Source organism: Nocardioides sp. J54, from assembly GCF_000519005.1.
In the GTDB taxonomy this organism is placed as follows: domain Bacteria; phylum Actinomycetota; class Actinomycetes; order Propionibacteriales; family Nocardioidaceae; genus Nocardioides.
In genome coordinates this window covers 1-19,635 of the sequence record NZ_JAER01000058.1, presented here as the reverse complement: position 1 = coordinate 19,635, position 19,635 = coordinate 1, and the positions used below count along the sequence as shown (strand labels likewise).

The following is a 19,635-nucleotide window of genomic DNA, read 5'->3' as shown; positions in this document are numbered from 1 at the left end:
ACGGTCCGGCTTCAAGGCCCGGTGGTTTCGAGGCTCGGCGCTGGGGCGCCTCGCACCTCAACCACCGGGAGCCGGCGGTGCCGACGCGACCGCAGGCCGACCGCCGGAGCCAGCCACCCGCCGTACTCCCTCGTCGCTGCCTTTCGGAACTGTGCCGACTACGCAACCGCAGCCCGCCGGGACCGACCCGCGCCCCGCCCACGCCACCGCAAGCCGACAGGCCAACCCAGCCGCCCGCCGTACTCCCTCGTCGCTGCCTCTCAGAACTCTGCCGGCTACGCAACCGAAGCCCTCTGAGGAGCGCCACCAGCAGCTACGAGCTCGCCCCCGCGTGCGTGTTGAACGCGAGCGTGCGGTGGCCGATGCGGACGCGGGTGCCCTGGGTGAGCACCTGCTCGGTGCCGGGGGGCATCCGCACCCAGTCGGGGGTCTTCGGGACGTGGACGTAGGTGCCGTTGGTCGAGTTGTTGTCGATCAGCACGACGTCCCAGCCGCGCATCTCGAGGCGGGCGTGGACCCGGGAGACCTGGTTGGACTGGTCGATGATCGGCAGCGGGCGGAACTCGCCGGCGGCGACCCGCTCGTCGACGCCGGGGTCGCGGCCGAGGAGGTACGGCGTGTCCAGTTGGAACACCGAGCCGTCGTCGAGCACGATCACGCCGAGCGGCGGGCGGGGACCGTTCACGAGCACCGGGGTCTGCTGGACCATGTTGATGCCGCAGACGGAGCAGAAGAGCACGCGCGGGTCGTTGAAGTGGCGGTTCTTGCAGTAGACGCCGCGGACCTGCTCCTGGGGCGCCTGCTCGACGACGTCCGACTCGTCCTCGACGATCGGGAGCGGCTCGAAGTCGTCCATGTCGTCGTCGACCTCGCTGAGCAGGACCGACTGGAAGTTCACCTGCTCGTCGGCTGGCTGCGGCGGCAGCGGGCGGCCCGCCACCGGGGCGACCGGCGCAGGCGGCTCGGGAGCGGGCGCAGGGGTGGGCTCGGCGACCGGCTGCGGGGCCGAGGCGACGACCGGCTCGGGGCCCGGGGGCGCGGGCGGTGCCGGCGGGCGGTGCGCGGTGTGCCCGTGCCCGTGGTCGTGCCCGTGGTCGTGCCCGTGGTCCTGGTCCTGCTCGTGAGCGGCGGCAGCAGGATGCTCGCCGGTGACCACGGACGCCTGGTCCTCGCCAACGGCGGCGGCCGGCTGGGCGGCGACCATCACGGCTCCGGCGGCGCCGGAGCCGAGGGTGAACGAGGCGGCGGGCACGACACCCCCGTCGAGGCGGTACGGCGAGTCGGCGGCCGGGGCCGTGGCACCGGGCAGGGTGACGGCGACCGACTCGACCGGCCACGGGATCAACCGCTCGACCCACGCCAGGGAGTCGGCGCCGCTGAACGACTCGCCGTCGACGGTGACCGTGACGTCTCCGTCGACGAAGACCGCCAGGCCGGTGGAGTGCGGCGCGAGGGCGGCGAAGCCGGGGGACTGGTCGACCGCGGTCGACAGCATGAGTGCGTAGCCGCGGACCAGCTGGCGACCCTGGCCGCCGTTGGCCGCGACGATCTCGGCGTGCTCGAGGTAGGGGCGGACGACGTCCGGGTCGGTCGAGCCGACGAGCAGCACGACCGGGCCGACGCGGGCGAGCGTGCCCTCGCCGGAGCCGGGGACGATGCTCGCCCGGGACCAGTCGTCAGCAGTAGTGGCAGCCATGGGTCACACGATCCTTCCACCGAAGAAGCGCCAGCGGATGAACGGCACCCGCATCGGTCCGTTGGTCCAGATCCACACGACGAGCCAGATCACCGTGAAGTCGATGAAGAAGGCCCAGAAGGGGACGCCGTCGCTGGGGTAGTCGATGCCCGGCACCAGCTCGAGGTCGAGGAGCAGCCACACGAGCGCCCCCTCGTTGAGCGCGGTGATCAGGCCGAACATGGTGGGCCAGTCCTTCTCCCACCGGAACTGCTGGATGACGTGGTAGACGAGCTCCCACACGATGCCGAGCACCAGGACGGCCGCGAGGATGAGGTACGTCGTCCGGTAGTCCGGGTCGCCGGGCAGCATCGGCGTCAGCACCAGCGTGATCAGCCCGCCGAACACGACGAGCATGAAGATCCGGGTCTGGATCCGTCCGTTCAGGGTGGGCAGCATCAGCGCGCTCCGGGGGTCGAGGCGGACAGGGGGGTGCGGGCGGTCACGGCGTGCTCCCGGCCAGCCACTTCCACCACTGCACGGTCGAGCGGACCGGCCCGATCTTCTTGCAGAAGCCGCGCTTGTTGAGGTCGAGGTAGATCTCCTGCGCGGCGACCTGCAGCCCGAGGAAGGTGTCGACGCCCGGGAAGTAACCGCCCAGCGTGGTCGCGCCGGAGGCGTACATCGCCCCGTTGCCCGACCCGGTGCCGATCAGCTCGAACGACCGGTCGACGTTGAGCCGGCCGACCGGGTTGCGGCTCGCGCCGCCGTGCTCGAGCAGGTCCTTGAGCAGCCGGTGCTCGGCGATGTCGGCCTCGAGGCCGGTGCAGTCGATGACGAAGTCGACCTCGATCGGCACGACCCCGTGGGCGGTGCGGACGTGGTTGACGATCCGGTCGCCGGACGGCTCCATCGCGTCGACGGTGCCGACGACGCAGTTGTACCAACCCTCGCGCCGGCCCTGGTTCATCTGCTTCTGCCAGAGCTTGCGCCACGGGGTGTTGGTGCCGCCCATGCGCTTGTAGAGCTCGGCGCGCTCCTCGCCCTCGAGGTTGCGCACCTGCGCCTTGAGCTGCCCGCCCCACACCGACTTCGGGTAGTTGAAGCCCTGGTAGGCCCAGCCGTTGCCGCCGCGGCGGCGCATCGTCACGCGGGTCCGCCCACCGCCGGGGCGCGGGTCGGACTCGTTGCCGTAGCCGTCGTTGGTGCCGGTGATGTAGGTGCGGAACAGGTGCACGATGTTGGTCTGCGCGCCGAACTTCTCGCGGTCGTCCATCAGCCGCTGCAGGATGCGGGAGGCGACGATGCCGCCGCCGCGCACCAGCACCGTGCTCGGCTTCTGCACGAGCCGCTCGTAGACGTGCTCGTGCGCCTCGTAGGCGTTGACGATGTGCTGGTAGTCGTTGTTCTCGGTGCGGTAGCGCTGGAGCTCGGGGAGGAACTTCAGGCCAGGGTAGCCGACCGCGAGGTGCACGTATTGCGAGCGGAACGCGACGCGCTTGGTCGCCGACGCCCCGGCGGGCGGGGTGAGGATCGTGAAGTAGCCGCCGCCGTACCGGCGCCGCACGATGCGCACCAGGCCCTTGACGAGCATCTCGTCGTAGTTGATCCGCTTCGACTCGCGCTCGAGCTGCTCGAACACGTTGCCGGCCTTGGGCGTGTAGTAGTCGGCGAAGATCGGCTCGCTGAACAGCTGCCAGAGCACCTTGGGGTTGAACTTCTTCACCCCCTCGGCGAAGCCATACGACGGGAAGCCCCAGATGTTGTCCGGGCGCGACGCCGAGTCGGACCGGATCCGCTCGGGGCGGGGCACCTGGGAGACCCGGGTGAGGTACTCGTAGGTCTGCCAGGGGAAGTCGAGGGTGCTGAGGACGCGCATCTGCGACGTCGGCACGCCGGCGATGCGCAGGTAGTCCACGGTCACGAAGCTGCCGATGCCGCCGCCGACCGTCACGAAGGGGACGTCGACGATCGGGATGCCGGCCGACGCGACGAGGTCATCGGTCCAGAAGTCCGTCTCCAGCATCTGGTCGGTCAGGTCGCCCGTGATGGGCTGCGCCGGCAGGTAGGTGGACGGATCGGTGGTGGGGACGACGGATGCCGCCGAAGGATCGATCAACGCGCCTCCTAGGTCGCTGATGGCGTCCGGAACGCTAACCGGCTACCCGGCTCCGCGTCTGATGAATCCTTGCACTTCCTGCGGGAAGAGTGGAGGGTTTCCGGGTCGCAAGTGGGTGGCACCGTGCCATGCTGGGACCTTGGCTGGGCGTTGGCTCCCCGGCCCGACAGACACCACGGAGGACCTCGTGCAGGGAATCGCTGACTACGAATTCGTCCGCCCCCTGGGCGAGTCGAACTACGGCACCAACTACCTCGCGAAGGCGCCTGCCCGGCTGGGGATCCCCGCGGAGCAGGTCGTCGTCAAGGTCATCGCCGGTCCGACGTCGGACGACGCCTTCCGCCGCGCGACCCGCGAGCTCAAGCACTTCAGCGTCGCCGACTCCGACCGCCTCGTCGCCGTCTACGACGCCGGCCGCCACGGTGGCGCGTTCTACTACGCGATGGAGTACCTCCCGCTCGGTTCGCTGGAGAGCCCGCACGGGCAGTTCGGCACCGCGGCCCGGGTAGCCGCCGTGCGTGACGCCGCGCTGGCCGCGCACGCCCTGCACGAGCGCGGCATCGCGCACCGCGACATCAAGCCCGCCAACATCCTGCTGGCCGAGGACGGGGGCCGGCTCGCCGACCTCGGCCTGTCCCAGCTGCTGTCCCCGGGCATGGTCACCACCGGCCTGGGCCAGATCGGCCTGGAGTTCACCGACCCGGCGATCATGCTCGGCGCGCAGGCCTCGCGCGCCAGCGACATCTGGTCGCTCGGCGCCTCGCTGCACTTCGCGATCACCGGCAAGGGCGTCTACGGCGAGCTCAAGGGCACCGAGCCGCTGCTGCTCGTGCGCTCGATCCTCGCCTCGCAGCCGACCCTGTCCGACGAGCTCCCGGCCTCGGCGCGCGAGCTGGTCGACGCGGCCCTGGCCGCGGACGTGAAGGACCGGCCGCGCACCGCGGCCGAGGTCGCCGAGCGGATCTCGGGCCTCGTCGCCGAGCTGGGCTCGGCGGTCTGATGGAGCTCCACGACGCGATCCGCTCCGTCGTCGTCGAGCACGGCGACTCCATGCTCTCGGACGCGACCGGCTTCCGGGGCGTGCTCGACGACGTGCTCGAGGAGCGGCAGGCCACGACCGGCGACATCAACCTGCTCGTCGACGCCGTCCGCTTCGACGTGCTCTCCCCGCTGGTCGCCATGATCGACAGCGGCGCCGACGTCTCCCGCGCGGTCGAGGAGGCCGGTGCCCGGCTGGCCCGCGAGCGCGGCGGCGCCGACCAGGGCGCCGCCAGCTGGGCCTCCGCCGTGCTCGGGTACGCCGTGGGCAAGGTCCCCGAGGCCCTCGTGCTGCGCTACCGCTCGGCCCGACCGTCCGGCCACCTGCCGCCGCCGACCGCCGCCCCGCCGGCGGGCCCGACCCCGCCGGTCCAGTCGCCGGTCCAGTCGCCGGTCCAGTCACCGGGCCAGGCGCCGTACCCGCCGGTGCAGTCGCCCGCGCCGACGGTGTGGCCGCAGCAGCAGCCGGTGCCGATCGCGTCCCCGGTCCCGTACCCGTCGCAAGCCTCGGGGGGCTGGCAGCCCGGGCCCGGCTTCGCCCCGACCCCACCCGGCAAGAAGGGCAAGGGGCCGGTGGTGTGGGCCGCGGCAGCGGTCGCGGGCGTCGTCGTGGTCGGTGGCATCATCGCCGGCGTCGTGGTCGCCACCAGCGGTGGCGGCAAGGAGGACCCGCCCGGTCCGCCGGACACCCCGGTGGTCGACGTCGACCCCGCCGCGATCGACGAGCGCTACGACGCGCTGGCCGGCTCGATCACCGCCGACGCCTCCGACTGCGAGGCGGCCGACCCCGGCAAGGACCAGGACGAGGTCGTCGAGTGCACGGTCAACGCCGGGAAGCTCCGGCTGGTGACCTACACCGACCAGGCAGCGGCTGAGGCGGCGCGGGAGGCGCGGCTGGACTACCGCGCCGGGACGCTGGTCGCCGACAACGGCTCGACCGCCTTCTACGAGTTCGACCCCGAGCGCGGCGGCACCAGCGACCCGGCCATCGTCTACTGGGACAGCACGACCGCCCTGCAGTCGGCGACCCTGACCGCCACCGGCAGCGCGGACATCGACACGCTGGGCCAGCTCTACAAGGCGACCACTCCGCGGGTCGCCGTCCCCACCGCGCCGGCCCACCCGGTGCTGCGCGAGTTCATCAAGATCAACATGGACGTCGCCGGTTGCGAGCGGCAGCGCACCTTCTTCGCCGGCGAGACCGAGGAGAGCGCGTGCGAGGCGGACGTCGACGGCATCGTCGTCAACGTCGGCCGCTACAGCACCCGAAAGGGCCTGGTCGAGGACCGCCAGTACTACAAGGGCAAGTACAAGGAGGCCGGCACCCAGGGCGGCGGCGGCACGTGGCGCTTCGGCGAGGGCAAGGGCGAGGGCGCCTACTACGCCTACCTGCAGGACGGCACGGCCGCGCTCTACTGGGACTGGAACAAGGCCGACTGCAACTGCTACGGCATCGCCTGGAGCTTCGACGGCGACCTGCAGAAGCTCGAGGAGTGGTGGCCCGGCGAGGGTGCCTGACCCGGGAGGGGCGGCCGGTCAGTCGCCGGCGGTCTCCGGCACCGGGACGGTGTCGGCCAGGTCCGGGCGATCGATCCCGGCCACGTCGGAGCGCACCAGCAGCGCCATGGTGGTGTCGTCGCCGCCGACCTGCGCCGGCTCGGCCAGCCACTCCGGGAGCTGCTCGCGGACCCAGTGCAGCCCACGGCTCCGGCTGAACTCCAGCAGCTGCTGCCCGGTCTCGCGCCACCAGCCGGCGCTGTCGACGCGCGGTCGGCCGAAGCCGTCGGTGCACAGGAAGACCAGTGCGACGTCGTCGACGCGGGCGTCCACGACGGCCGTGCGCAGTGCCTCCAGCGGCCGCGGCTGGCACAGCGAGCTGGTGTGCAGCCCGTCCAGCGAGGGGTCCTCGGGCAGCGGGCGGTCGGCCTCGCCGTGCGCCGAGACCAGCACCGAGTCGCCGTCACCGATCTGCAGGAAGAGCACCAGGTCGCCCACCGCCGCACACGCGAGGACGGTGGAGCCGTAGGCCCGGAGCACGTCCTCGCCGGCGCCGAGCGCGAGCTCCGCCTCGGCGTACGGGTGGGCCTCGACGTGGTGGCGGACCTTGGCGCCCCACGTGCTGACCAGGCCGTCAGCAGCGGTGCGGAGCAGTTCCTCGGCGACGGAGGGGTCGTCGGCGGCCACCACTTCGGGAAGGATGCGGCGCAGCTCCTCCACGGCGCTGACGACCGCGAGCGCCGCCCCGGTGTCGCTGCGGAAATGGAGCTTGTGCCCGTGGCCGTCGGCGACCGCGACCACGGCGTGACCGGCGTTCGGGTCGGTCCAGGTGAGGACGGCGTCCTGCAGCGGCAGCTGGTCGCGGACGTGCACCGACCCGATCGATGAGCCGGACAGCGTCGTCCAGCGAACGGTCATGCGAGCGTGCTCCAGATCGGGTCACCGATCGGGCTCGGGGGCGCCGCGTTGACGCCGGTGCCGGGGCCGACGACGGGACGGGAGGCGACCTTGCTGGCCGCCTTGGACGCCCAGATGATGTACTCGACGAGCTGCTCGGGGTTGTCCGCACGCAGCAACGGCACGTCCTCGTCACCGATGAACCGGCGCAGGGAGTGCATGTCGGCGTCGCGGCCCACTCCCAGCGCGAGCCGCACGGCCGTCGCGCCCCACCGGTTGTTGAGCAGCGTCTGCAGGCCCTCGGCGAACGAGACCCCGCTGCTCTGGGTGGGCCGGCCGTCGGAGACCAGGATGATCGCGGGCGGGAACGCGCTGCTGGACTCGTCGAGGTGGTCGAGCGCGCCGGCGAGGGTCTGCAGCGCGCTGCCGAGCTCAGTGAACCCGCGGGGGACCGCCTCGAGGCGCTTCCAGTGGATCTGGTCGACCGGCGTCGGCTCCTCGATCACCCACTGCGGCTCGTTGGCGAACGCCAACACGCGGATGAGCAGCTCGGCGTGCGGGTTGGCCCGCGCCTCGTCCTTGAGGTGGGGGAGCACCTCGGTGATGGCGTTGTTGAGCGCCTGGATGCGGCCGCCGCGCAGCATCGAGCCCGACACGTCGAGCACGAAGATGAAGTGCAGTGGCTTGCGCGCCAGTGCGCCACCGAGCCGGTCGCTCATCGCGGCCTCCTTACAGGGTCCCGGGTTTCAACTATCCCCGATCTGTCGAGGTTATAGCCTGTCACGGGTCAACGAACGCGATCACGGAGGTCGGGCACGCCGATGGTGCTGGCAGAGGGCGTCGAGGTCGACCTCGGCCCGTTGGGGCGAGCCCGGGTGACGTCGCTGCTCGGCCAGGGCGGACAGGGCTACGTGTTCGAGGTGCGCCGCGACTCCGGGGAGCCGCTCGCCCTGAAGTGGTACAAGCCGGAGAGCGCGACCGCGCAGCAGTACGACGAGATGCAGCAGCTCGTCGAGATCGGCTCGCCGCACCAGCGGTTCCTGTGGCCGCTGAGCATGGCCCGCGTGGCCACCGAGCCGAGCTTCGGCTACGTCATGCACCTGCGCCACCAGCGCTTCCTCGAGCTCAGCTACCTGCTCCTCAACGCCGACCGCGACGGCAACCCGCTCGACGTGTCCTTCTCGTCGATCATCGAGCTCTGCCGCCAGCTCAGCTACAGCTTCCTACGGCTGCACGCCCGCGGGCTGTGCTACCGCGACATCTCGTTCGGCAACGTCTTCTTCGACCCCACCAACGGCGACGTGCTGATCTGCGACAACGACAACGTCGGCATCGACAACGGCACCGGCCGGGTGCTCGGCACGCCCTACTTCATGGCGCCCGAGGTCGTGCGCGACACGACCTACCGGACGCTGCCGAACACCGACACCGACCGGCACTCGCTCGCGGTGCTGCTCTTCTACGCGCTCTTCCTCGGCCACCCGCTCGAGGGCGCCCGCACCGACGCCGGGATGCGCGACGCGCACTGGCTGATGACCCACTTCGGCACCGACCCGCTGTTCTGCATGCACCCCGAGCGCACCGAGAACCGGCCCGCGCAGATCGTCCAGCAGTACTGGAACATCTACCCGAAGTTCCTGCGTGACCTGTTCGTGCAGGCCTTCGTGGACGGCATCGACCAGCCCGGCGCACGGGTGACCGAGGGGCAGTGGATCAAGGCGATGGACCGGCTCCGCGACGGCATGCTCGCCTGTCCGACGTGCGGCACCACGAACTTCTGGGCCCCGGACACCGACACCGTGACCTGCTGGCAGGACCGGACGCAGTTCCAGCCGCCGTACCTCCTCCAGGTGGGGCGGCGCACCGTCGCGGTCGGTCCGCAGACCACGCTGCGCTCGGACCACCTCACCTCCGGCATCGACCAGCCCACCGTCGTCGCCCGCGTGCGCCAGCACCCCGAGGCGCGTGAGCGCTGGGGCCTGCACAACGCGTCGGACTTCTCCTGGCCGGTCGCCTACCCCGGCGGGCAGAACTTCCTGCTCGAGCCGGACCGCACGATCGAGCTCGTCGAGGGTGCGCGCATCCAGGTCCGCAACACCACCGTCCAGGTGCGCCGCCCGGTCGCGGCCGCGCCGGTGCCGGGCGCCTAGGGTGTCGGCCATGTCCAGTGGCGCGCTCGTGGTCGAGGTCGACGGACGCGTCCTGCGCCTCGACGGGAAGTCGTCCTACCGCATCGGCCGGGCGATCGAGGCCGACGTCGTGCTGACGGCGGGCTCGGTGTCGCGCCAGCACGCCGAGATCCGCCAGGGCGACGGCGGGTGGGTCCTCGTCGACGCCGGCAGCCAGTTCGGCACCTTCGTCGAGGGCCAGCAGGTCGCCGAGCACCGCATCGACCGCCGGACCGCGGTCCGCTGCGGGCCGGCCGCCCCGGGCGCGGAGCTGGTCGTCGTCCCCGCCGAGCAGTACGACGACGCGTCGGCCACGCCTGCCGCGCCGGCCCCGCCGCCCCCGATGCCCGACCAGCTCGACGAGCCGACGAGCATGCCGTCCGCCGCGTTCCCGCCGCCCGCGGGGGCGCCCTCGCGCTTCGCCCCCGGTGGTGCCCCGGGCGCCGCCGGCCCGGTCGGTCCGCCGCCGTCGGCACCCCCGTCCGCCCCGTTCCCCGCGCCGTCGTTCCCCGCTCCGCCGCCGTCCGGACCGCCCGTCGGCCCACCGTCGGGTCCGCCGGCGGGCCAGCGTCCGGGCGGGTTCCCGGGCGACCGTCCCGGGGGCGCGCCCGGGCTGCCGCCGGCGATCGAGGGCAACGACGCGACCCAGGTCCTGGCCGCGACCCCGCGGCAGGGGCCGCCGGGCTACGGCGCCCCGCCGCCGCAGCGCACCGGTCCCGACCTGCTCCTCGTCGTCGAAGGGCGCGAGCACCGCTTCCGCCACCCGGCGCAGGTCACCGTCGGCCGGCGCGGGGACTGCACCGTCGTGGTCGCCGACCCGGCCTGCTCCCGGGTGCACGGGCGGATCGACGCCAAGCCGGGCGGGTGGGTCTACACGAACCTCTCCAACGAGGGCAGCTGGCTCGACGGTCGCCGGGTCGACGTCCGCCACTTCGACGAGCGGGTCGCCGTACGCCTGGGTCACCCGGTCGCCGGCACCGAGCTGACCCTCGTGCCGATCCTGTCCGCCGCGGAGGAGGAGCGCCGGATCGCGCGGCGCCGCCTGCGCCGCCGCCTCGCGATCGTCGGTGCGGTCGCTGCGGGCCTGCTCCTCGTCGTGGGTGTCCTCGGCGCAGCCCTGCTCATCGGCCGCGACGACGACGGCGCGCCGACCACCGGCGAGCGACCCGACCCGACCGGCGGCACGTCGTCGATGGACACGCTCACCGACGCCGAGCTCGACGCTGCCAAGGCCGCGACCGTGAAGATCACCGCGGAGACCACCGACGAGATCGGGCGGCCGGTCAGCTACGGCGGGTCCGGCTCGATCATCCGCGAGGACGGTCTGATCCTCACCAACGCCCACGTCGCCGCCCCGGCGTCGCCCGGGCTGAGCGAGCAGTACTCCGGACCCACCATCGAGGACCCGGAGTACCTCCTCATCCACCTCACCGACGGCATGACCGACATGAACTCCGAGCCGACCTACCGGGCCCGGGTGGTCGAGGCCGACGGCCTCCTCGACGTCGCCGTCATCCAGGTCTACGCCAACGCCGACGGCAGCGACCTCGACGACGAGGTCGACCTGCCCACCGTCCCGGTCGGCACCTCGGCCGAGCTGCGCGCCGGCGACGACGTGACCGTGCTCGGTTTCCCGGCGGTCGCCCGGTCCGAGGACTCGATCACCGTCACCACCGGCGTGGTCTCGACGATCATCAACGACCCCGAGCTGGGCCCGCGCTCCGAGCTCGACACCGACGCCCGGATCGCCCCCGGCAACTCCGGCGGCATGGCGATCAACAACGACGCGGAGCTGATCGGCATCCCGACCGCGCTGCTGTCCGACCTCAACACGCCCGTGCTGAGCGGCCGGATCCGCTCGATCGACGTGGTCAAGGACCTCATCGACCGCGCGGAGGACGCGACCTCCTGACCCCCGACCGGGCGTGGCGGGTCAGCTGGCCTTCCGGGCCGCCGTCTTCTTCGCTGCGGCCTTCTTGGCGGTGGTCTTCTTCGCCGCAGTCTTCTTCGCCGCGGCGGACTTCTTCGCGGGCGCCTTCTTCGCTGCGGCCTTCTTGGCGGTGGTCTTCTTCGCCGGCTTCTCCTCCGGCTCCTCGCCGCGGCTGGTCTTCGCCGCCTCGACGGAGCGCTGCAGCGCGGCGAGCAGGTCGACCACCTCGCCGCCGGTCTTCGTCGACGTCTCGGTGCGCTGGACCTCGCCGCCCTCGATCTTGGCGCGGACCACGGCGGTGACGGCCTCGGCGTAGTCGTCCTCGAACTCGGAGGCGTCGAAGTCGCCGGAGAGCGTCTCGATGAGCATCTGCGCCATCTTCACCTCGGCGTCCTTGACCTCGCCGACCTCGACGCTGAAGTCCGGCTGGCGGATCTCGTCGGGCCACATCATCGTCTGCAGCACGATCACGTCGCCGGCCTCGGTCTCGCGCACGCGGAGCACGGCGGTGGTGGTGCGCTGGCGCAGGGCGACGGTGACGACGGCCATCCGCTTCGACTCGCGCAGCGCCTGGCGCAGCAGGGCGTACGGCTTGGCGCCGGAGCTCTCCGGCTCGAGGTAGTAGCTCTTCTCGAAGAGCATCGGGTCGATCTGGTCGGCGGGCACGAACTTCTCGACCGCGATCTCGCGGGAGGAGGTCGTGGGGAGGTTGGCCATGTCCTCGTCGGTGAGGACGACCATCTCGCCGTCCTCGGTCTCGTAGCCCTTGGCGATGTCGGAGTAGGGCACCTCCTCGCCGTCGATCGAGCACACGCGCTGGTACTTGATCCGGCCGCCGTCCTTCGCGTGCACCTGCCGGAACGACACGTCGTGGCTCTCGGTCGCGCTGTAGAGCTTGACCGGCACGCTGACGAGGCCGAACGAGACGGCCCCCTTCCAGATCGCACGCATGCGGTCAGACTACGCCGCCGCGGGGACACCGCGGGGGCGTCCGGACACGCCGGTGCGGCTCGCGACTGGGACGATGGGGCGCGTGGCGCACTCCCTCGACACCATCGGCATCGTCGGCGGCGGCATCGTCGGGCTCGCGGTCGGCCGCGAGATCACCCTCCGCCGGCCCGGCACCCGGGTGGTCGTCCTGGAGAAGGAGGTCGAGGTCGGCGCCCACCAGACCGGCCACAACTCCGGGGTGGTGCACGCCGGGATCTACTACCGCCCCGGCAGCCTCAAGGCGACGCTGTGCACCCGCGGCCGGCTGCTGCTGCGCGACTACTGCGCCGAGCACGGCCTCCCGTACGACGAGTGCGGCAAGGTCGTGGTCGCCGTCGACCCCGCCGAGGCCGACCGCTTCGACGCCCTCGAGCGCACCGCGACCGAGAACGGCGTGCCCGGCCTGCGCCGCCTCGACGCGGCCGCCCTGCGCGAGGTCGAGCCGCACGCGGTCGGCCTCGCCGCGCTGCACTCGCCGCACACCGCGATCACCGACTACGTCGCCGTCGCCCGCCGACTGGCTGCCGACATCGAGGCCGCCGGAGGGGAGGTGCACTGCTCCACACCGGCCACCGCGATCTCCCGGGTCGCGGGTCGGGTGCGGGTCAGCACCCCGCGCTCGTCGTACGACGTCGACCGGCTGGTGCTGTGCGGCGGGCTGCAGTCCGACCGGCTCGGCCGGCTGGCCGGCGGCGAGGCGGACCCGCGGATCGTCCCCTTCCGCGGCGAGTACCTCGCGGTGCGCCGCGAGAAGCAGGACCTCGTGCGGGGGATGGTCTACCCGGTGCCCGACCCGCGCTACCCCTTCCTCGGCGTCCACTTCACGCGCCGCGTCGGTGGTGGCCTCGAGGTCGGGCCGAACGCGGTGCTGGCGCCGCACCGCGACGGCTACCGCCGACGCTCGGTCCGGCCGGCCGACCTGGCCAGCACGCTGGCCTGGCCCGGCTTCTGGCGGATGGCCCGGCAGCACTGGCGCACCGGCGTCACCGAGGTCCGGGGCTCGCTCTCCGTGCGCGCCTACCTGCGCCAGGCACAGCGCTACGTGCCCGGCATTGGGCCCGACGACGTCGTGCGCGCCGGCTTCGGCGTGCGCGCGCAGGCCGTGGACCGTGACGGCACCCTCGTCGACGACTTCCGCATCGACGACCTCGACGGGGTGCTGTGCGTGCGCAACGCCCCGTCGCCCGCCGCCACGTCGAGCCTGGCCATCGCAGAGCACGTGGTCACCCGGCTGACGGCATGATGGGCCCGTGCCCGACCTGCTCCCGATGCTCGCCTCCCCGGGCAAGCACGTCCCGCCGGGGGAGGAGTGGCGCCACGAGGTGAAGTGGGACGGCGTCCGCGCCCTCACCCGGGTCGCCGACGGCGTGGTCACGATGACCAGCCGCAACGGCAACCGGATCACCGCCGCCTGGCCCGAGCTCGCGGTCGCCCCCGACGTCGGCGACGACACCGTCGTCGACGGCGAGATCATCGCGCTCAACGAGCGCGGCGTGCCCGACTTCCGGGTGCTCGCCGACCGGATGCACGTGCGCAAGGCCGCCACCGTCGCCCGCCTCGCGGAGCGGGTCCCGGCCACCTTCATGGTCTTCGACCTGCTCCGCCTCGACGGCGAGGACCTCTGCGGCCTGCCGCTGGAGGAGCGCCGCCGCCGGTTGGGCGACCTCGACCTCTCCCGTGCCGGCTGGCAGGTCCCGCCGGAGTACGACGACGGCGCGATGCTGCTCGAGGCCACCCGCGCGCAGGGGCTCGAGGGGATCGTCAGCAAGCGCGTCGACTCGACCTACCGGCCCGGCCAGCGCACCCAGCACTGGCTGAAGTTCGCGCACCGCCACCGCGGTTCGTTCGTCGTGGGCGGCTGGCGCCCGCAGACCGGGTCGACCGACCGGCTCGGGGCGCTGCTGGTGGGGGAGCCGACCGCCGACGGGCTGCTCTACCGCGGCCGGGTCGGCAGCGGCATCGGCCCGAAGCAGGCGCGTACCCTCGCCGGGGTCCTCGAGCCGCTGGCCAGCAGCACCAACCCGTTCGCCGACGAGGTGCCGCGGGTCGACGCGAAGGGCACCTACTGGGTGGAGCCGGTCGTGGTCGTCGACATCGACACGCACGGAGCCGGCTACGCACGGCTGCGCCAGCCGTCGTACCAGGGCGTGCGCAGCGACCTCACGCCCGACGACCTCTTCCAGGAGCCGAGCTGATGGCGAAGAAGGCCGACCACCCGCAGACCGAGGTGCACGTCGACGTCGAGGGCCGCACGATGCGGCTGACCAACCTCGAGAAGGTGCTCTTCCCCGCCACCGGCACCACCAAGGGCGAGGTCCTCGACTACTACGCGCGGGTCGCGCCGGTGATGCTGCCGCACCTCGCCGGCCGCCCGGTCACCCGGATCCGGTGGCCCCACGGCGTCGGCGACATGAGCTTCTTCGAGAAGAATGCGCCCGCCGGAACCCCGGCGTGGGTGCGCACCGTCGACGTCCCGACCACCGGCAGCCGGCTGCGTCGTTCCGGGGGGTCCACGGGGGGCGGAGCCCCCCGTGCGGACGGGGACACCCTGCGGTTCCCGATCATCGACCAGCTCGCGACCCTGGTGTGGGCGGTCAACCTGGCCGCCCTCGAGCTGCACGTGCACCAGTGGACCGTCGACGACGACGGCACGCCCGTCGGTGCCGACCGGGTCGTCATCGACCTCGACCCCGGCGAGGGCGCGGGGCTGCACGAGTGCTGCACCGTGGCGCTGCTCGCCCGCGACGCGCTGGCCGGGCGCGGCCTCGACGCGATCCCGGTGACAAGCGGCAGCAAGGGCCTGCACCTCTACGCGCGGCTGGACGAGCCGCTGCCGTCGGAGGAGACCAGCGAGCTGGCGAAGGAGATCGCCGAGGAGCTGCAGGCCGCACGCGGTGACCTGGTCACCGCGACGATGACCAAGGCCCGCCGGCGGGGCAAGGTGTTCCTCGACTGGTCGCAGAACGCCGGCTCCAAGACCACCGTCGCGCCGTACTCCCTGCGTGCCACGCCGCGTCCCCAGGTCGCCACCCCAATCACCTGGGACGAGGTCGCCGAGGGCGCCGAGGACCCGCTCGGGCTCGACCAGTTCTCGATGGCGCAGGCGCTGGAGCGCGTCGACGAGCTCGGCGACCTGTTCGCCTGACCCGGTGGGTCAGTCAGCCCGGCGGCGCATGCCGTAGACGTCGAACTCGGAGACGGCGCCCGCCGGGTCGCCGCCGGTGCCGACCGCGCTGGCGAGCTCGGCGGGGGACGTGGCGTGGTCGGCCTCGTCGAGGGTCGCGTCGATGAGCATCTGGAACTCCGGCGAGGGGTGGTGCACCCGCTGCGCCGCCACGTCGATCCGCCAGCCCTGGCGGCCGAGGTCGTTGAACACGCCCATCAGCGTGGTGTTCTTCTCCGCGGCGATCCCCTCGAAGCCGTCGGCGGCCTCGATGAGGTAGACCGGCCGGGTGACGGCGAGCGAGGCGGCGTCGTAGAGCGGCACCCACAGGCGCGCGTACTCGTAGATCCGCGTCACACTCACCCCACCAGTGTAGGACTCGCCGCCGACGGGCGCCGGGTCGTTCCGCGCCGCTCGGGCCGGCTCCTGGCAGGTCCGGACGGGCTCAGACGGGCTCAGGCGGAGCGGAGGGGGCGCACCGCGGTCGGGTCGACCACGTGGCCGAGGTCGACGCCGGCGCCCAGCACGATGCCGGTGCCGACGACACCGGGGGCGTCGACGACGTCGGCGACCACGACCGTGACGTTGTCGCGGGTGCCGCTGTCGACCGCGGCGAGCACCAGTCGCTCGGCGGCCATGCTGCGCGACTCGAGCCCGCCCAGCATCTGCAGTGCGGCGGGGGAGACGACGTCGCTCAGGCCGTCGCTGCACAGCAGGAGCCGGTCGCCGGGGCGCAGGTCGAGCGGCTGCACCACCGGCTCCGGGGCGTGGTCGGCGCCGATGGCCTGCAGCACGACGTGGCGGTACGGCGAGGTGGCGGCCTGCTCCGGCGTGAGCCGCCCGGCGTCCACCAGGGCCTGGACCATCGTCTGGTCGTGCGAGATCTGGGTCAGCCGGCCCTCGCGCAGCAGGTAGGCGCGGGAGTCGCCGACCTGGGCGAGCGCGGTGTGCTCGCCGTCGGTGAGCACCGCGGTCAGCGTGGTGGCCATCCCGGTGCGGGCCGGGTCGGCGGCCACGCCGGCGGCGAGCTGCTCGTGCGACTCGTCCGCGGCGAGGTGCAGCAGCCGGGTCGGCTCCATGCCGGGGTGCGCGAGCGCCCGGGCGCTGAGCACGTAGGTCGTCGTCGCCGAGGCGACCTCGCCCGCGGCGGCACCGCCGACGCCGTCGGCGACGCAGAGCAGATACGGGCCGGCGAACCCGGCGTCCTCGTTGTGCTCACGCACGGGGCCGGTCTCGCTGAGCGCGGCGAAGCGGAACTGCAGCACGGGCCACCTCCCGGGGTCGGTCACCCTGTGCAACGTCTGCGGGCCGCCGGTTGGTTCCGGCGGCCGGTGCGGCACGCCTCCTCGGGAGGAGGTGTCGGCCGGGTCAGGAACGGAAGCCGACCTGGCCCGTGGTGCTGCGGCCGATCTCGACGTAGGCGAGCTTGGCGACCGGGACCACGGTGACCTTGCCCTTGGTGTCCTTGAGGGTCAGCACGCCGTCCGGCGACGACAGCGCCTCGGTGACCTGCGCGGCGACACCCTCGTTGGTGTCGTCGGTCTCGATGACGAGCTCACGGGCCGTCTGCTGCACACCGATCTTGACCTCGACGGTCATGTCACTCTCCTCGTTCCGGGGGTACGGCCGCGCCTCCGGGGCCGTTCACGGGTTCAGCCTAGGCCCGGGCTGGTCACCCGGGGTCCCGGGTCGCCCAGCGGGGCTGCCGGGCCGGTCAGCCGGCCTGCGGCTCGTCGGCCTTCGGGTAGCCACCGATGCCGCGCCACGCGAGCGCGGACACCAGGGCGGTCGCCTCGTCGCGGCTGAGGCCGGTGATGCCGTTGTCGGTGTCGGACATCCAGAACCGGGCGCTGACCTGCGCCATGCCGACCAGCGACACCGCGAGCAGGCGGGAGGCGGCCTCGGGGAGCGAGGTGTCCTCCGCGATCACGGCGGCGATCATGTCGGCGCACTCGGTGGTCACCCGGTCCACGTGCCCGCGGACGGCGGGCTCGTTGGTCAGGTCGGACTCGAAGACCAGCCGGAACGCCCCGGTCTCGTGGCCGACGTACGCGTAGAACGCGTCGATCGCGGCCGCCACGCGCTGCTTGTTGTCGTGCGTCGCCTCGAGCGCCTTGCGGCAGTTGGCGATGATCGCGTCGCAGGCGGCGTCGAGGATCGCCAGGTAGAGCTCGAGCTTGCCCGGGAAGTGCTGGTAGAGCACCGGCTTCGAGACCCCGGCCCGCTCGGCGATGTCGTCCATCGCCGCGGCGTGGTAGCCCTGGGCCACGAAGACCTCGAGCGCAGCGGACAGCAGCTGCGCTCGTCGCTCCCGCCGGGGGAGTCGGACACCGCGCGGCCGGGACTCGTCGAGGTCGAACTGCTCCATTGCCACGCGAGGAGCCTACTCGCTGGTAGCCCCGGGTCCCGACAGGTGTCCCGGGTCACGCCGCGGTCGGTGCGCCTCGTCCAGACGCTGGGACGCGGTGTCCGGGCACCGGACCGGAGGGGGGACCATGGAGGGACTGGGAACACCCCGGCCTGACCTGGCGTTGGGACCGGGACGAACCCCCCACCCCGAACTGTGAACCGAGGAGCAGTCCCGTGAGCTTTCCCGCGCTGGTGGAGCCGGCCGACGAGCTGACCATCGACGAGGTCCGCCGCTACAGCCGGCACCTGATCATCCCCGACGTCGCGATGGACGGCCAGAAGCGGCTGAAGAACGCCAAGGTCCTGGTCATCGGCGCCGGCGGCCTCGGCAGCCCGGCGCTCCTCTACCTCGCCGCGGCCGGCGTCGGCACGATCGGCATCGTCGAGTTCGACGAGGTCGACGAGTCGAACCTGCAGCGCCAGGTCATCCACGGCCAGTCCGACGTGGGCCGGCCCAAGGCCGTCTCCGCGCAGGAGTCGATCGCCGAGATCAACCCGCTCGTCAACGTCATCGTGCACAACGAGCGCCTCGACAACGACAACGTGCGCGAGGTGTTCTCCGGCTACGACCTCATCGTGGACGGCACCGACAACTTCGCCACGCGCTACATGGTCAACGACGCGGCGTACTTCCTCGGCATCCCGTACGTGTGGGGCTCGATCTACCGCTTCGACGGCCAGGCCTCGGTCTTCGCGCCGACGATGGCCCCCGACGCCCCCTGCTACCGCTGCCTCTACCCGGAGCCCCCGCCGCCGGGCATGGTCCCCTCGTGCGCCGAGGGCGGCGTGCTGGGCGTGCTGTGCGCCCAGATCGGCTCCATCCAGGTCAACGAGGCGATCAAGGTCCTCATCGGCGCCGGCGAGCCCGCCATCGGCAAGCTCGTCATCTACGACGCACTCGAGCTCGAGTGGCGCAAGCTGAAGGTCCGCAAGGACCCCAACTGCGCGCTGTGCGGCGAGAACCCGACGGTCACCGACCTGATTGACTACGAGACCTTCTGCGGCGCGATCTCCGAGGAGGCCGCGGACGCCGCTGCCGACTCGACCATCTCGGTCACCCAGCTGGCCGCGATGCTCAAGGAGAAGGAGGAGGGCAGCCGCGACTTCGTCCTCGTCGACGTGCGCGAGCCCGCCGAGGCCGAGATCAACCACATCCCGGGCGCGGTCCTCATCCCCAAGGGCGAGTTCCTCAACGGCAACGCGCTCTCCCAGCTGCCGCCGGTCGACTCCGGCAAGCAGGTCGTCCTGCACTGCAAGAGCGGTGTCCGCTCCGCCGAGTGCCTGGCCGTCGTCAAGGGCGCCGGCTACGACGACGCGGTCCACGTCGGCGGCGGCGTGGTGGCCTGGGTCAACCAGATCGACCCCAGCCAGCCGTCGTACTGACCGGCTGACCGGCTGACCTGCTCGGCCGGCTGAGACGCGGAAGGGCCCCGCGATCCCTCGGGATCGCGGGGCCCTTCGTCGTCCGGGCTGGCTCATGTAAGGAGCTCCGGCGGTTGATCACCGTCGCGGGTCCCGGGATGGTGAGTGTCCCGGCTGGTCCGGTGAGTGGCGTCGTGACGGGCTCTGGGGTGTCGGCCTGCGGGTCGGTGGCCCCGTTCGGCTGATTGCCATCGCTGGTCTGGCCACGGATGCCCCGGATGAGGGAAGTGGACCGGCCCAGCGAGGTCGGGTCCGGTTTCAGCGCATGAGTGGGAGCCGTCGTCAGATCGCTCGCCTGCTCTTGGGACCGTGGCCGTGGAGGTACGT

18 protein-coding genes are annotated in these 19,635 nt (G+C 72.5%); 8 read left to right on the top strand and 10 right to left on the bottom strand.

The features are described 5' to 3' along the window. Positions 1–313: 313 nt before the first annotated feature. Genes NOCJ54_RS30590 through NOCJ54_RS0121740 form a run of 3 tightly spaced genes read right to left on the bottom strand, consistent with a single transcriptional unit; the run spans position 314 to position 3,794 of the window. A complete protein-coding gene (locus NOCJ54_RS30590) occupies positions 314–1,696 on the bottom strand; it encodes an FHA domain-containing protein (RefSeq protein ID WP_028657161.1) in 1,383 nt (460 codons plus the stop codon). A 3-nt stretch (positions 1,697–1,699) separates the two neighbouring features. Beyond that, complete coding sequence (locus tag NOCJ54_RS0121745; RefSeq protein ID WP_028657160.1) at positions 1,700–2,134, bottom strand: hypothetical protein; 435 nt, start codon at positions 2,132–2,134, stop codon at positions 1,700–1,702. A 43-nt stretch (positions 2,135–2,177) separates the two neighbouring features. Continuing rightward, complete coding sequence (locus tag NOCJ54_RS0121740) at positions 2,178–3,794, bottom strand: hypothetical protein (protein ID WP_198020304.1); 1,617 nt, start codon at positions 3,792–3,794, stop codon at positions 2,178–2,180. Between the two features lie 187 nt (positions 3,795–3,981). On the opposite strand from NOCJ54_RS0121740, the gene NOCJ54_RS0121735 reads away from it, so the two are divergent. Together NOCJ54_RS0121735 and NOCJ54_RS0121730 are read left to right on the top strand one after the other, a co-directional pair. After that, on the top strand, positions 3,982–4,794 hold the full coding sequence (locus NOCJ54_RS0121735; RefSeq protein ID WP_028657158.1) for a protein kinase domain-containing protein: 813 nt from the start codon (positions 3,982–3,984) through the stop codon (positions 4,792–4,794). Further along, positions 4,794–6,350, top strand: coding sequence for a hypothetical protein (locus NOCJ54_RS0121730; RefSeq protein WP_028657157.1), 1,557 nt, complete (start codon positions 4,794–4,796; stop codon positions 6,348–6,350). The genes NOCJ54_RS0121735 and NOCJ54_RS0121730 overlap by 1 nt, the downstream gene beginning before the upstream one ends. Positions 6,351–6,368: 18 nt before the next feature. Here NOCJ54_RS0121730 and NOCJ54_RS0121725 read toward each other — a convergent pair whose 3' ends face one another. Further along, a complete protein-coding gene (locus NOCJ54_RS0121725; protein ID WP_028657156.1) occupies positions 6,369–7,247 on the bottom strand; it encodes a protein phosphatase 2C domain-containing protein in 879 nt (292 codons plus the stop codon). Then, complete coding sequence (locus tag NOCJ54_RS27585) at positions 7,244–7,945, bottom strand: vWA domain-containing protein (RefSeq protein ID WP_051486263.1); 702 nt, start codon at positions 7,943–7,945, stop codon at positions 7,244–7,246. Before NOCJ54_RS27585 ends, NOCJ54_RS0121725 begins: the two co-directional genes overlap by 4 nt. A gap of 102 nt (positions 7,946–8,047) precedes the next feature. Between NOCJ54_RS27585 and NOCJ54_RS27580 the strand changes: the two genes are divergently transcribed. Then, positions 8,048–9,376: a protein kinase domain-containing protein gene (locus tag NOCJ54_RS27580; protein WP_051486262.1), complete on the top strand. Its 1,329-nt coding sequence runs from the start codon at positions 8,048–8,050 to the stop codon at positions 9,374–9,376. A 10-nt stretch (positions 9,377–9,386) separates the two neighbouring features. Then, positions 9,387–11,306, top strand: coding sequence for an FHA domain-containing protein (locus tag NOCJ54_RS30585; protein ID WP_028657155.1), 1,920 nt, complete (start codon positions 9,387–9,389; stop codon positions 11,304–11,306). Positions 11,307–11,327: 21 nt separating this feature from the next. Here NOCJ54_RS30585 and ku read toward each other — a convergent pair whose 3' ends face one another. Then, positions 11,328–12,275 carry a non-homologous end joining protein Ku gene (ku, locus tag NOCJ54_RS0121705; protein WP_028657154.1) on the bottom strand — a complete coding sequence of 316 codons (948 nt, stop codon included), beginning with the start codon at positions 12,273–12,275 and terminating at the stop codon, positions 11,328–11,330. An 82-nt stretch (positions 12,276–12,357) separates the two neighbouring features. Here ku and lhgO point away from each other — a divergent pair, with 82 nt between their 5' ends. From lhgO to NOCJ54_RS0121690, 3 genes are read left to right on the top strand one after another with little or no spacing between them, the layout of a single operon-like run. Further along, entirely contained in the window at positions 12,358–13,557 is a 1,200-nt protein-coding gene (gene lhgO / locus NOCJ54_RS0121700) for an L-2-hydroxyglutarate oxidase (RefSeq protein ID WP_232221857.1), read from the top strand. 7 nt (positions 13,558–13,564) lie between these two features. Continuing rightward, the gene (gene ligD / locus NOCJ54_RS0121695) at positions 13,565–14,509 is read left to right on the top strand and encodes a non-homologous end-joining DNA ligase (protein ID WP_157515003.1); all 945 of its coding nucleotides are present in this window, start codon (positions 13,565–13,567) and stop codon (positions 14,507–14,509) included. Further along, entirely contained in the window at positions 14,509–15,459 is a 951-nt protein-coding gene (locus NOCJ54_RS0121690) for a DNA polymerase domain-containing protein (protein ID WP_036519259.1), read from the top strand. Before ligD ends, NOCJ54_RS0121690 begins: the two co-directional genes overlap by 1 nt. 9 nt (positions 15,460–15,468) lie before the next feature. On the opposite strand, the gene NOCJ54_RS0121685 is transcribed toward NOCJ54_RS0121690, so the two are convergent. From NOCJ54_RS0121685 to NOCJ54_RS0121670, 4 genes are all read right to left on the bottom strand, one after another. Next, positions 15,469–15,840 carry a hypothetical protein gene (locus NOCJ54_RS0121685; protein ID WP_145726176.1) on the bottom strand — a complete coding sequence of 124 codons (372 nt, stop codon included), beginning with the start codon at positions 15,838–15,840 and terminating at the stop codon, positions 15,469–15,471. 92 nt (positions 15,841–15,932) lie between these two features. Then, positions 15,933–16,766 (bottom strand): PP2C family protein-serine/threonine phosphatase, encoded by an 834-nt coding sequence (locus NOCJ54_RS27575; protein WP_186449943.1) that lies wholly within the window; start codon positions 16,764–16,766, stop codon positions 15,933–15,935. Positions 16,767–16,845: 79 nt separating this feature from the next. Next, positions 16,846–17,076, bottom strand: a complete 231-nt coding sequence (locus NOCJ54_RS0121675) for a DUF3107 domain-containing protein (RefSeq protein ID WP_028657149.1) — start codon at positions 17,074–17,076, stop codon at positions 16,846–16,848. A gap of 115 nt (positions 17,077–17,191) precedes the next feature. Next, entirely contained in the window at positions 17,192–17,845 is a 654-nt protein-coding gene (locus tag NOCJ54_RS0121670; protein ID WP_028657148.1) for a TetR/AcrR family transcriptional regulator, read from the bottom strand. Between the two features lie 215 nt (positions 17,846–18,060). Between NOCJ54_RS0121670 and moeZ the strand changes: the two genes are divergently transcribed. Continuing rightward, the gene (gene moeZ, locus NOCJ54_RS0121665) at positions 18,061–19,269 is read left to right on the top strand and encodes an adenylyltransferase/sulfurtransferase MoeZ (RefSeq protein ID WP_028657147.1); all 1,209 of its coding nucleotides are present in this window, start codon (positions 18,061–18,063) and stop codon (positions 19,267–19,269) included. The last annotated feature ends 366 nt before the right edge of the window (positions 19,270–19,635 follow it).

Bases quoted from the DNA above. Each gene is read 5' to 3' on its own strand.
- NOCJ54_RS30590 (WP_028657161.1), bottom strand. From the start codon at position 1,696: ATGGCTGCCACTACTGCTGACGACTGGTCCCGGGCGAGCATCGTCCCC.
- NOCJ54_RS0121745 (WP_028657160.1), bottom strand. From the start codon at position 2,134: ATGCTGCCCACCCTGAACGGACGGATCCAGACCCGGATCTTCATGCTC.
- NOCJ54_RS0121730 (WP_028657157.1), top strand. From the start codon at position 4,794: ATGGAGCTCCACGACGCGATCCGCTCCGTCGTCGTCGAGCACGGCGAC.
- NOCJ54_RS0121725 (WP_028657156.1), bottom strand. From the start codon at position 7,247: ATGACCGTTCGCTGGACGACGCTGTCCGGCTCATCGATCGGGTCGGTG.
- NOCJ54_RS27585 (WP_051486263.1), bottom strand. From the start codon at position 7,945: ATGAGCGACCGGCTCGGTGGCGCACTGGCGCGCAAGCCACTGCACTTC.
- NOCJ54_RS27580 (WP_051486262.1), top strand. From the start codon at position 8,048: ATGGTGCTGGCAGAGGGCGTCGAGGTCGACCTCGGCCCGTTGGGGCGA.
- NOCJ54_RS30585 (WP_028657155.1), top strand. From the start codon at position 9,387: ATGTCCAGTGGCGCGCTCGTGGTCGAGGTCGACGGACGCGTCCTGCGC.
- ku (WP_028657154.1), bottom strand. From the start codon at position 12,275: ATGCGTGCGATCTGGAAGGGGGCCGTCTCGTTCGGCCTCGTCAGCGTG.
- NOCJ54_RS0121690 (WP_036519259.1), top strand. From the start codon at position 14,509: ATGGCGAAGAAGGCCGACCACCCGCAGACCGAGGTGCACGTCGACGTC.
- NOCJ54_RS0121675 (WP_028657149.1), bottom strand. From the start codon at position 17,076: ATGACCGTCGAGGTCAAGATCGGTGTGCAGCAGACGGCCCGTGAGCTC.
- NOCJ54_RS0121670 (WP_028657148.1), bottom strand. From the start codon at position 17,845: ATGGAGCAGTTCGACCTCGACGAGTCCCGGCCGCGCGGTGTCCGACTC.